Here is an 11789-nt window from a genome sequence, read left to right on the forward strand (position 1 = left end):
AGCCACCCCCGCCGCCGGCGGGTCAGGTGCCGTCGCCACCGCCACCGGCGGGTCAGGTGCCGTCGCCACCGCCACCGCCACCGCCGATGCCGGCGCCGCCCGCCGTGCCACCGAGGCCGTATCCGGGCGGCACCGGCTCGTCCGGTGGCCGGCTGACGTGCGCCGACTCCTTGATCTGCGCGGACCAGTCGGCGTGCGCGGCCGCCGCCGCGTGCCGGTTGATCGCCATCCGCAGCCAGCCGTCCACCGTGGACACCCAGTCCCGCCGGTCGGCGTCGGCGTGCCAGATCCGGAACCGGCTGATGCTCTGGTGGGTGATCCCGGCCAGGGCCAGTCGGCGGTCCATCCAGAGGATCACCTCAAGGCCGGCCGAGTTGGCCACGAAGACGACCTCCAGCTCGGTGATCGGGCCGGCGTAGAGCGGCGCCGCCCAGAAGCCGACCCGCTGGTGCAGCGGCAGGGCCTGCGCCACCCCGGGCAGTTGGGCGTCGACCAGCCCGGCCTGGCGCAGGGTGAAGCCGAGGGTGTCCAGCGCCGCCAGCACGTGCGCCTGGGTGGGCAGCGGGTGCACGAAGACCGGCACCATCGCGCCCTGGTCCAGCTCCGGCTCGACGGCCACCTCGGTACGCAGCCCCATCCGCAGGCTCAGCAGCGGCGCCCCGCCGAAGATGTTCACCGGGGTCTCCCACGGCATCGGGAACTGGAACGGGATGGTCCGGCCCCGGCCGGCGGGCAGCACGAACCCCCCGATCAGCTCCGCCTGGTGGAACTGCACCAGGCGGCGCGGCGCGGACGGGTCGTCCGGCTCGGCCGTGGTGACCAGGCCGAGCCGGACATGCCGCACCGACACGTCGCGCGCGCCGGCGATGACCGTGACCCGACCGGGTAGGCGCAGCCCCGGTCGGGTGCTCGGGTTGGTCAGGGCGGTCCGCACCGACAGGCCGGTGCGGCCCGACTCCGGTGACACCCCCGTGTACCGCACCGGACTTCCTCCTCCCGCGCACGCACCCACCCGCACTGTGGCGGACCCCGCCCCGGGGTCACCCCGGCTTCGTCGGAAGCATCCGGTCCACGGCAGCCGACCCGGGTCACCACCTTCGGACCCGCAGCCAGCTCGCCCGTGACGCGACTACGCCTTGCTGAGCATGTCCAGTGACACCTGCCAGAGTTGCTTCGCCGCCTCCGGGTCAAGCGCGTACGCAGCCACTCCGCGATTCGTGCCGGGCTGGTTGAGTCCTGCCTCGTTGCAGTCCTCGAAGTAGCGTCCGCCGACACCGGCGAGTCCTGACGAGGTCGCGACGAGGACGCTCGTGGCTGCGCCCTGCTCCGGCGACTTGAACACCTCGCCCGACGACGCCGCGGTCTCGATCTCCTCCGGGCTCATGTAGCGCGTCAGGTTCGAATCGAGGATGGCACCCGGGTGCACGGCGTTGACCCTGATTCCTTCATCCGACCAGCGTCGGTCAGCCTCGACGGCGAAGAGCACGTTGGCCGTCTTCGACTGCCCGTACGCCACCCAAGGGTCGTACGGGCGCCGCTCGAAGTTGATGTCGTCGAAATCGACCGAGGCGGTCAGGTGCCCACGGGAGCTGAGCGAGACCACGCGGGCGTCGCCTGCCGCCGCGAGCGCGTCGTGCAGACCGGTGGCGAGTGCGAAGTGCCCGAGGTAGTTGGTGGCGAACTGGAGTTCCCAGCCCTGGCGAGTGCGGGTCAGCGGGGGCGCCATCACGCCCGCATTGTTGATCAGGATGTGCAACGGTCCCTGCCAGCCCTCGACGAACGCCCGCACCGAGTCCAGGTCCGCGAGGTCGAGCGGAGCGACCAGAGCTCGGCCGACGCCGGTGCCGGCGGTGATGTCGTCTGCGACCCGCCGACCCGCCTCGACATCGCGGACCGCGAGGGTGACCTCGGCGCCTACGCGGACGAGCGCCCGCGCGGTCTCCACCCCGATGCCGGAGGCTGCCCCGGTGACGACGGCCCGGCGGCCGGACAGGTCCACCGCGGAAACAACCTCGGCGGCGGTGGATCGGGCGTCGAACAAGTTGGCCATTTTCGTTCCTTCCCTTTTCGATGGCGGGCACACAACCGCAGGCGCACTTCTGCTGATCCTGCTGGTTCGCTCGTGCCTGCTGAAATGGGCGGCCAGGTCGTCAGCTACGCGGACAAGCGGACCGGCTCGGCTGAAGGTGGCATAAGCGGGCCTCACTCCGGCGGGCGTCGCCAGGAAGCAGAATCCGCCTCGACCGTCAGGTTGTTCAGCCGTCCGACTCCCAGCGGACCCCGACCAACGGTCGAGGTCCGCTGCGCGTACTCATACGAGTCGTGCGGCTTGGTCCCGCAGCCGTCTCACCTCAGCCGGCGGCCCCGCGGCACCGTGTCGGTCTCGTCGTCGAACTCGCCGATGACCTCCTCCAGCAGGTCCTCCAACGCCACGAAACCGATCGGCCGGGCCGGCCCGCCGCCGTTACGCACCAACGCGAGCTGGGACTGACGGGACCGCATCGCGGCCACCGCCTCGGTCACCGACGCCGCGGCCGGCAGGGTGAAGGCGCTGCTCATCAGTTCACCGGCGGTCGCCGAATGGCCGGTCGTGACCGCCCGCACCGCCTCCCGGACGTGCACCAGCCCGCAGACGTCGCCGGCGGCGTCCAGCACCGCCAGCCGGGACCTGCCACTCTCCCGGCTGACCTGCTCGATCCGCTCGGCGGACTCGTCCCGGCGGACCGTCACCATGGTGGCGAACGGCTCCATCACCTGGGCCACCGTGGTGCCCTGCAACTCCAGCATGCTGGTCAGCAGCTGGTGCTGCTCGGCGCCGAGCAACCCGTGCTCGCGGGACTGCTCCAGCAGAATGCGCAGCTCGTCCGGGCCGTGCACCTGAGCCAGCTGGTCCTGCGGGTTCACCCGGACCAGCCGCAGGATCGCGTTGGCCACCGCGTTGAGCGCGGACAGCACCGGCCGGGCGACCCGGGCGAAGGCGCGGAACGGCAGGGCCAGCAGCGTGGCCGAGCGCTCCGCGTCGGTGATCGCCCACGACTTCGGCGCCATCTCCCCGACCACCAGGTGCAGGAAGGTGACCAGGCCCAGCGCGAACACCAGCGCCACCGCGTGGCTCGCCGCGTCGGGCAGCCCCACCGCGTGCAGCGCCGGGCTGAGCAGGTGCTCGATGGCCGGCTCGGCGAGCGCACCGAGGCCCAGCGTGCACAGGGTGATGCCCAGCTGCGCGCCGGCGAGCATCAGCGACAGCTCGCGTACGCCGTCCAGCGCGGCCCGGGCCGCGCGCCCGCCGCCCGCCGCGGCCTGCTCCAGCCGGTACCGCTTGCTCGCCACCAGGGCGAACTCGGCGGCCACGAAGAAACCGTTCAGCGCCAGCAGCACCACCGAGGTGAGCAGCGCGATCCCGGGGCTCATCGGGCCCGCCCTTCGTTCGCGACTGCGGGGCTCGCAGGCTCACTCCTCGCGCTCACGCGGACACCTCGTGGCGGGGGGAGCCGGGTTCGGTGACCCGGAGCCGGACGGAGTCGGCCACGTGCCGGTCGACGGCAAGCACCTCGACCAGGGCACGCCGGTCGACCTCGCCGTCCTCGCCGTCGGCCAGCAGGCTGATCTCCAGCCGGTCGCCGACCTCGGGCACCCGGCCCAGCTCCCGCATAACCAGGCCGGAGAGGGTGTCGTACTCCGGGGCCTCGGGCAGCGTGATGCCGGTGCTGTCGGCGACCTCGTCGATCCGCCAGCGCGCCGGCACCACCCAGGAGCCGTCGTCCTGCCGGGCCGGGGCCCGCTCGGGCGGGTCGTCCTCGTCCCGGATCGGGCCGACCAGCTCCTCGGCGATGTCCTCCAGGGAGATCACCCCGGCGAAGCCGCCGTACTCGTCGACCACGCAGGCCAGCTGCCGGTGACCCGAGCGGAGCCGGTCGAGCACGGTCGGCAGCGGCAGCGTCTCGGGCACCAGCAGCGGCGGGACGGCCACCGCGCTCACCGGTGTGGTGGCGCGCTGCTGCGGGGGCACACCGAGCACGTCGGCGATGCCGACCACGCCGACCAGGTCGTCGACGCCCTCCGCGCCGCGCACCGGAAAGCGGGAGTGGCCGGTGTCCAACAGCTCGACCACCCGGCTGACCGGCTCGTGGGCGCGCACCGTGTGCACGTCGACCCGGGGCACCATGGCCTCGCCGGCGGTCAGCTCGCGGAAGTCCAGCCCCCGGTCGAGCAGGGTGGACATCTCCGCGTCCAGGTGCCCCTCCTGGCGGGACTCGGCGATGATCTGCTCCAGGTCCTCCGGGGTGGCGCCGCTGGGCAGCTCCTCGATCGGCTCGATGCCGACCCGGCGCAGCAGCCGCACCGCGGAACGGTCGAAGAGCCGGACCACGGGACCGGCCACCTTCAGGTACATCAGGGTCGAGCGGGACAGCGCCCGGGCAACCGGGACGGCGCGGGCGATGGCGAGGTTCTTCGGGGCCAGCTCACCGAGGACCATCTGCACCACGGTCGCGATGACCAGGGCCAGCACCACCGAGAGCGGCAGGCTGAGTGACTCGGCGATCCCGGCCACCCCGAGCAGGTCGGCGAGGCCGGCGCCGAGGTACGGCTCGGCGGCGTAACCGACCAGCAGGGCGGTGACGGTGATGCCGAGCTGCGCACCGGAGAGCATGAAGGAGAGCCGACCGGTCACTTCGAGCGCGCGGGCGGCGGGTTGGTCACCGTCGTCGGCGAGTTGCCGGAGCTTGCCCCGGTCGACGGCCACGTAGCCGAACTCCTGGGCCACGAAGTAGCCGGTGGCGGCGGTGAGAAGGATGATCAGGACTAGGCCTAGGACGATCAACACGGGAGGCTCAGGGCTCCCCGCGACGACGTCGGGGCCATCGGATGCCGGGCACGACCCGGCTGGCTACTGCTGCCCTCCTGGGCAGAAGAGTCGATCATGCCGCCATTTTATCGGCGTCCGCTGTACGTCCGCTGGGGGTGGGCCGAAGGCGCCGGTTGTCCGGTTCACCCCGTCGGGGCGCGGTCAACGGTCGGCCAACTCGTCGACGTCGAGCAACTCCCGGTTCACCCGGCCGGAACGGTACGCGGCCCGGCCGATCATCTGAGCGGCCACCGGGGCGGTGGCCAGTTGGAAGACCGCGACCAGCAGCACCATGCCGAGGTCGGCGACGGTACGCAGCCGCAGCGCGACCCCGGCCAGCAGGAGCAGCACCCCGAGCACCTGCGGCTTGGTGGCGGCGTGCATCCGGTCCAGCACGTCCGGGAAGCGCAGCACCCCGATCCCGGCGGCGAGCGCGAGCAGCCCGCCGGCGACCAGGAAGACGGCGCCGAGCCAGTCGGCGATGGTGGCGAGCATCAGGTTTCCTCCCGTACGGCGAACCGGACCAGCGAGACCGAACCGACGAACCCCAGCAGGGAGAGCACCACCAGCACCGGCAGCGTGGTGGCGTGCCGGTTGACCGCCGCCTCGGCGCCCACCGCGCCGACCATGGTGGCGAGCAGCATGTCGGCGGCGACCACCCGGTCCAGCAGCGAGGGCCCCCGGTAGAGCCGGACCAGCGCGAGCAGCGCGGTCACCGAGAACAGCACGGTGAGGACGACGGCGAGGAACGTGATCACGGATGGTTCTCCTTCTCGGCAGGGTCGGCCTCCACCCGGCGTACCTCGGCGGCCGAGCCGAGCGCCCGGACGATCCGCCGTTCGACCTCCAGCACCCGGGCCCGGTTCTCGACCAGGTCCGCCGGCCCGCGGACGTCGAGCACGTGCATGTAGAGCGTTCCGGTGTCCCGGTCCACCTCGAGGATGAGCGTGCCCGGGACCAGCGAGATCGCCTCGGCGGTGAGCGCCAGGTTCAGGTCGGTGCGCACCCGCAGCCGGACCGCGATGATCGCCCCGCGCGGCCGGCAGCCGGGCTGCACCGCGATCCGGGCGACGTGCGCGCTCGCCGCCACCAGCTCGGTGACGAAGCGCACGGCGAACACCAGCAGCGCCCGGGGGCGCAGCCGGCCGCCGAACGTGACCGGCGGCAGCGGGAAGAAGACCAGCACCGCACCGCCGACCAGCAACCCGCCCGCAAGGTTGCCCCAGGTGAAATCGCCCCAGAGCAGGTTCCAGATCAGCACCAGCCAGCCGAGCGCCAGCGCCTGGTCGCGCCAGCGCCCCATCCGGCTGCGCTCCGGCCGGGTCACGGCGGACCACCGGGCAGGACGGCCCGCAGGTACGGGGTCCGGTCCCGCAGGTCGGTGGCGGCGTCGGCGGTGACGTCGAAGAGCGGACCGGCGATCACGGTCAGCGCCAGCCCGAACGCGACCAGGGCGACGGTGGCCCCGATCATCAGCCCGGGCAGCCGGGTGGCGCCGGCCTCGGCCAGCCGCGGCGCCCGCCAGAACGCGATGTTCCACACCCGGGAGGCCACGTAAAGGGTGAGCAGGCTGGTCACCGCGCCGGCCGCGACCAGCGCCCAGGGCAGCGGTCCACCGGCCGCCACGCCGGCCTGGAGCAGCCCCAGCTTGCCGAGGAAGCCGGAGAACGGCGGCACCCCGGCGAGATTCATCGCCGGTACGAAGAAGAGCACGGCGACCAGCGGTGTCACCCGGGCCAGCCCGCCGAGCCGGCGCAGGTCGGTGCTGCCGGCCCGCTCCTCGACCAGGCCGGCCACCAGGAAGAGGGTGGTCTGGATGGTGATGTGGTGCACCACGTAGAAGATCGCGCCGGAGAGCCCGGCCACGGTGCTCAACGCCACCCCGAAGATCATGTAGCCGATGTGGCTGACCAGGGTGAACGAGAAGAGTCGCTTCATGTCCGACTGCGCGACCGCGCCGAGGATGCCGACCAGCATGGTGAGTCCGGCCACCACCATCAGCAGCTCGTCGACCTGCCCGCCCGGGAAGAGCAGCGTCTCGGTCCGGATGATCGCGTAGACGCCGACCTTGGTGAGCAGGCCGGCGAAGACCGCGGTGACCGGGGCCGGCGCGGTCGGGTAGCTGTCCGGCAGCCAGGCTGAGAGGGGGAAGACCGCGGCCTTCACCCCGAAGGCGAGCAACAGCATCAACTGCAACGCCAGCCGTACGCCGTCGGGTAGCGCGTCCAGGCGCTGGGCGAGCTGAGCCATGTTGAGCGTGCCGGTGGCCGCGTAGACGAGCCCCACCGCGGCCAGGAAGACCATCGACGACAGGATGCTCACCACCACGTACGTCGATCCGGTCCGGATCCGGGTCTCGGTGCCGCCCAGGGTGATCAGCACGAAGCTCGCGGCCAACAGGATCTCGAAGCCGACGAAGAGGTTGAACAGGTCACCGGCGAGGAAGGCGTTGGTCACACCGGCGGTCAGCACCAGATAGGTCGGGTGGTAGATGGTCACCGGGGCGGTCTCGCCGGTCTCCCCCTGTCCCTGGCCGATCGAGTAGAGCAGCACGCAGAGGGTGACCGCCGAGGAGACCACCACCATCAGCGCGGCGAGCTGGTCGGCGACCAGCACGATGCCGACCGGCGCCGGCCAACCCCCGATCGCCAGCACCACCGGCCCGTGCCGGTACGCCTGCAGCAGCAACGCCACGGCGACCGCCAGCGTGGTGGTCAGCCCGACCACGCTGACGCTCCGCTGCAGCCGGGGCCGGTTGGCCAGCAACAGGGTGAGCGCGGCGCCGAGCAGCGGCACCACCACCGGCAGCGGCACCAGCCGGTTCACCGGGCCACCCGGTTCGGGCCGGGGCGCGGGTACCCGGTCATTCGACGCCCTCCCCGCGCCGCAGCCGGCGCCGCGCCGGCTCGGGGTCGACCTGCTCCGGATCGGCGTCCGGGCCCTCCCCGCCGAGGTCCGTGGTGGCCACCTCGTCCCGCTCGGCCCGGCGGATGATCTGCAGGTCCTCGAGGTCGTCCGGCACCTCGTCGTCGCCGGTCAGATACCAGCTGCGGTAGCTGACCGCGAGCAGGAACGCGGTCAGCCCGAAGGTGATCACGATCGAGGTCAGCACCATGGCCTGGGCCAACGGGTCGCTCATCCGGTCCACCGGACCGGTGCCGATCACCGGGGCGCCACCCGACCGGCCGCCCAGCAGGATGAGCAGGTTGACCCCGTTGCCCAGCAGGATGACGCCGAGCAGGATCCGGGTCAGGCTCCGCTCCAGCAGCAGGGTGACCCCGCTGGCGACCAGCACCCCGACGGCGATCACCAGCACCAGCGTCGGCCCCGAGCCCCCTGCGGTCATGACCGCTGCTCCCCCGGCTCGACGGCCAGGCCGCGCGCGCCGGTGCCGGCCGCCTCCATGTGCTGGTCCATCTCGGCGCCCAGGCTGCGCAGGATGTCCAGCATCAGCCCGACCACCACCAGGTACACGCCGACGTCGAAGAAGAGCGAGGTGACCACGTAGAAGTCGCCGATCAGCGGGAGGTAGAGGTCGATCCGCGCGCTCTGCAGCAGCGACCCGCCGGCGAGCAGGGCGACCACGCCGGTGCCGATCGAGACGGCCAACCCGGCGCCGAGCACCGTGCCGGCCCCGATCGGCGCCGCCTCGGCCAGCTCGTACCGGCCGCCGGCCAGGTAGCGCACGACCAGCGCGAGACTCGCCACCAGCCCACCGGAGAAGCCCCCGCCCGGAGCGTTGTGTCCGGAGAAGAGCAGGAACAGGGAGAAGAGCACCACGGTGTGGAAGATCAGCCGGATGACCACCTCCAGCACGATGGACCGTCGCCGCTCGTGCAACCGGGCCCCGCCGCGCAGCCAGACCGGCCGGCCGGGTCGGTCCGCCCGGCGGGCCGGCTCGGGCCGGCGCGGGCGCGGCCCGGTCCGGGAGCGCTGGAAGATCAGGCTGGCCACCCCGGTCGCGGTCACCACCAGCACCGCCAGCTCCCCCATGGTGTCCCAGGCCCGGATGTCCACCAGGGTCACGTTGACCACGTTGCGGCCGTACCCCTCGTCGAAGGCAAGCTCCGGAAAGGCGGTGGAGATGGCCGGCGCCTGGCGGGCCCCCGCCGCGACCAGGGCCAGACCGGCGGTGACCAGCCCGGCCGCCACGCCGATCGCCCGGCGCAGCCACCGGGCCCGGCGCAGCGGGCGGGCCGAGAACCGTTCCGGCAGGCGGCGCAGCCCCAGCACGAAGACCGCGATGGTCGCCGTCTCCACCAGGAACTGGGTCAACGCCAGGTCGGGCGCGCCGTAGAGGACGAAGAGCATGGCGGTGCCGTAGCCGGTCACCCCGACCAGCAGCATCGCGGTCAACCGGCGACGCGCGCGGACCGCGAGCACGGCCGCGACCGCGAGCACCAACGCGACGACCGGTTGCAGCGGCGTGTCCCAGGCGGCGATCCGCTCCTGCCAGGGGCGGGCGGCGAGCATCGCCCCGCCGGGCAGCAGCACCAACGCCAGCAGGATGATGCCGAGATACTGCGGCAGGGATCCGCGCTGGGTGGCGCCGGTGACCTCCACGGCCAACCGGTCGAAGCGACCGATGACCCACTCGTACCCGGCGTTGCCGCCGACCGGCGAGCGGAGCCGGGCCAGCACCGGGGCGAGCGGGCCGCGCAGCGCGAAGAGCAGCCCACCGGCGACCAGCACCAGCCCGGAGAGGCCGAGCGCGGGGGTCGGCCCGGGCCAGAGCGCCAGGTGCGCGTCGAGGGCGCCGAACAGCTCGGCGTACGGGCGGAGCAGCACGTCCAGCCCGCCGGCGAACGGACCGGCCACCAGCCCGGCCACGGCGAGCACGGCCGGCGGTACGAACAGCGGCGGGGCGATCCGGGTGAGCCGGGTCGGTTCCACGCCTGCACGGTCGGCGAACGCGCCCCAGAGGAAGCGCGCGCTGTAGGCGACGGTGAGCACCGTGCCGATCACCAGCCCGGCGAGGATCACCGGCTGGTCGGTGAACGCGGCGAAGGCCGCCTCCTTGGCGACGAAGCCGACCAGCGGGGGCACCCCGGCCATGGACGCGGCGGCGAGCACCGCGACGGCGACCAGCGGACCGGCGCCGTGCCGCAGCCCGGAGAGTTCGCGGAGGTCCCGGGTGCCCACGCCGTGGTCGATCACCCCGACCACCAGGAACAGCGCCGCCTTGAACAGGGCGTGCGCGAGGAGCATGGCCACCGCGGCCAGCGCGGCGTCCGGGGTGCCCGCGCCGATCAGCACCACCAGCAGGCCGAGCTGACTCACCGTGCCGTACGCCAGCAGCAGTTTCAGGTCGGTCTGCCGCAACGCGGCCCAACCGCCGGCGAGCATGCTGGCCAGGCCGGCGACGACCACCACCGGTCGCCACGGCCCGACCGTGGCGAGCATCGGCGCGAGCAGTCCGATCAGGTAGACGCCGGCCTTCACCATCGCCGCCGCGTGCAAATAGGCGCTGACCGGCGTGGGTGCCGCCATCGCCACCGGCAGCCAGGAGCTGAACGGCAGCACCGCCGACTTGGAGAGCGCCCCGACCAGGACGAGCAGCACCGCGGCCACCAGGTAACCGCCGCCGGGCAACGGCCGGGCGGCGATCTCCGACCAGCGGTAGGTGCCGGCGTGCTCGCCGATCATGATGAAGCCGACGAGCATCGCCAGCCCACCCAGTGTGGTTACGGTGAGCGCCTGGGCGGCGGCCCACCTGCTGGACCGCCGCTCGGTGCTGTGCCCGATCAGCAGGTACGAGAAGATCGTGGTCAGTTCCCAGCCGACGTAGAGCAGCAGCAGGTCGTCGGCGAGGACGAGGCAGAGCATCGCCCCGGCGAACCCGACGAGCACGCCGGCGAAGCGGGCCAGGCCGAGCGAGCCCGGGGTGAAGTACCGGGCGCAGTAGACCAGCACCAGCGCGCCGACGCCGCCGACCAGCAGGGTCAGCAGCCAGGAGAGGGTGCTCAGCCGCAGCGCGATGTCGAGCCCCAACTGCCCGATCCACGGATAGGTCTCGACCACCGCCGCGCCGTCGCGGACCGCGGGGGTGCGGGCCAGCGCCCACCCGAAGGCGGCGGCCGGCGCCAGGGCCAGCGGGTAGCAGGCGCGCGGGCCCCACCAGCGGACGAGGAACGGCGCGAGGAGTGCCGCCACGAGGTGGAGGATGAGCAGTACGAGCACCCGCACTCCCGGTCGTGGTGGCAGTGGCGGACGCCGCCCGCGCGTTCGGCGCCTAGGAGCGATCAGACGCCAGTTCGCTCCCCTTCGGGCACCTTTTCCGGAAATCACCCTTATAGCCGGTCTCGACGGACCCGTCATCGAGGGGCGGCGTCAGGGAGTGCGGCGGGCGGACGGCGACGGGCGACGACCCACGGCGAGGGTTCGGCGGAGCGGCAGCCGGGCTCCGGGGCGGCGGGGTCAGCGGGAGACGGCGCCTCCGGGGCGGACCGACTCCCGGCTGGCCACCAGGTCGTGGCGCGGCGACTCGGCCAGCAGGTCGGCCCGGCCGAGCTGGCGGGCGACCCGGTCCACCACCCGCTCGGCGGCGGCCAGTGACCGCACCGACAGCAGCCGGCCACGGCTCTCGCGGCGCAGCACGAAGTAGTGGACCGCCGCGCGGACCTGCCCGCGGTCGGCGGCGCTCGCCTGGGCGGTGGTGACGACCAGCTCGCGCAGGCAGCGGGCCAGCCGCTCGGCGAGCTCCAGCTCGGGCCCGTGCAGGCCGACGCGGACGGCGGCGAGATGGCTGTCGACCTTGCGGATGAGCACGTCGGTGCCGGGCTCGACGTTGCGCCGCTCGACCGGCATCCGATCCCCTCCGCCCCGATTCTTGTCCCGAGTGAAGTTACTTTATGTTGTGCATCACAAGCAAGCAGTTAAGTGAGACTTAACGCATCAAGCGTCATATCCGCCTCGTAAGCGCCGTTGCCGGACACAAACAGCG

11 protein-coding genes are annotated in these 11789 nt (G+C 72.9%); all 11 read right to left on the minus strand.

All coding sequences use genetic code 11. The features are described 5' to 3' along the window. Positions 1-52: 52 nt before the first annotated feature. The 11 genes from ACIBBA_RS30975 to ACIBBA_RS31025 all read right to left on the minus strand — a co-directional run bounded on the left by ACIBBA_RS30975 (position 53) and on the right by ACIBBA_RS31025 (position 11653). Positions 53-982, minus strand: coding sequence for a sporulation protein (locus ACIBBA_RS30975; RefSeq protein ID WP_396702049.1), 930 nt, complete (start codon positions 980-982; stop codon positions 53-55). A 147-nt stretch (positions 983-1129) separates the two neighbouring features. Continuing rightward, positions 1130-2050 carry an SDR family NAD(P)-dependent oxidoreductase gene (locus ACIBBA_RS30980; protein WP_396702051.1) on the minus strand — a complete coding sequence of 307 codons (921 nt, stop codon included), beginning with the start codon at positions 2048-2050 and terminating at the stop codon, positions 1130-1132. 296 nt (positions 2051-2346) lie between these two features. After that, positions 2347-3411, minus strand: a complete 1065-nt coding sequence (locus ACIBBA_RS30985; RefSeq protein ID WP_396702053.1) for a hemolysin family protein — start codon at positions 3409-3411, stop codon at positions 2347-2349. 52 nt (positions 3412-3463) lie between these two features. Next, entirely contained in the window at positions 3464-4825 is a 1362-nt protein-coding gene (locus tag ACIBBA_RS30990; RefSeq protein WP_396702055.1) for a hemolysin family protein, read from the minus strand. 183 nt (positions 4826-5008) lie between these two features. Beyond that, on the minus strand, positions 5009-5341 hold the full coding sequence (gene mnhG, locus ACIBBA_RS30995; RefSeq protein WP_350869872.1) for a monovalent cation/H(+) antiporter subunit G: 333 nt from the start codon (positions 5339-5341) through the stop codon (positions 5009-5011). Next, entirely contained in the window at positions 5341-5604 is a 264-nt protein-coding gene (locus ACIBBA_RS31000; RefSeq protein ID WP_396702058.1) for a monovalent cation/H+ antiporter complex subunit F, read from the minus strand. The genes mnhG and ACIBBA_RS31000 overlap by 1 nt, the downstream gene beginning before the upstream one ends. Continuing rightward, entirely contained in the window at positions 5601-6173 is a 573-nt protein-coding gene (locus ACIBBA_RS31005; RefSeq protein ID WP_396702060.1) for a Na+/H+ antiporter subunit E, read from the minus strand. Before ACIBBA_RS31005 ends, ACIBBA_RS31000 begins: the two co-directional genes overlap by 4 nt. Then, positions 6170-7672 carry a Na+/H+ antiporter subunit D gene (locus tag ACIBBA_RS31010; RefSeq protein WP_396702062.1) on the minus strand — a complete coding sequence of 501 codons (1503 nt, stop codon included), beginning with the start codon at positions 7670-7672 and terminating at the stop codon, positions 6170-6172. Before ACIBBA_RS31010 ends, ACIBBA_RS31005 begins: the two co-directional genes overlap by 4 nt. 37 nt (positions 7673-7709) lie before the next feature. Next, positions 7710-8192: a Na(+)/H(+) antiporter subunit C gene (locus ACIBBA_RS31015; protein ID WP_396702064.1), complete on the minus strand. Its 483-nt coding sequence runs from the start codon at positions 8190-8192 to the stop codon at positions 7710-7712. Then, complete coding sequence (locus tag ACIBBA_RS31020) at positions 8189-11026, minus strand: Na+/H+ antiporter subunit A (RefSeq protein WP_396702066.1); 2838 nt, start codon at positions 11024-11026, stop codon at positions 8189-8191. The genes ACIBBA_RS31015 and ACIBBA_RS31020 overlap by 4 nt, the downstream gene beginning before the upstream one ends. A gap of 237 nt (positions 11027-11263) precedes the next feature. Continuing rightward, on the minus strand, positions 11264-11653 hold the full coding sequence (locus ACIBBA_RS31025) for a hypothetical protein (RefSeq protein ID WP_396702068.1): 390 nt from the start codon (positions 11651-11653) through the stop codon (positions 11264-11266). Positions 11654-11789: the final 136 nt, after the last annotated feature.

Source organism: Micromonospora sp. NPDC051006 (assembly GCF_044456245.1).
Classification (GTDB): domain Bacteria; phylum Actinomycetota; class Actinomycetes; order Mycobacteriales; family Micromonosporaceae; genus Micromonospora.

Coding starts and splice junctions, on each gene's coding strand:
- ACIBBA_RS30980 (WP_396702051.1), bottom strand. CDS start 2,050: ATGGCCAACTTGTTCGACGCCCGATCCACCGCCGCCGAGGTTGTTTCC.
- ACIBBA_RS30985 (WP_396702053.1), bottom strand. CDS start 3,411: ATGAGCCCCGGGATCGCGCTGCTCACCTCGGTGGTGCTGCTGGCGCTG.
- mnhG (WP_350869872.1), bottom strand. CDS start 5,341: ATGCTCGCCACCATCGCCGACTGGCTCGGCGCCGTCTTCCTGGTCGCC.
- ACIBBA_RS31015 (WP_396702064.1), bottom strand. CDS start 8,192: ATGACCGCAGGGGGCTCGGGGCCGACGCTGGTGCTGGTGATCGCCGTC.
- ACIBBA_RS31025 (WP_396702068.1), bottom strand. CDS start 11,653: ATGCCGGTCGAGCGGCGCAACGTCGAGCCCGGCACCGACGTGCTCATC.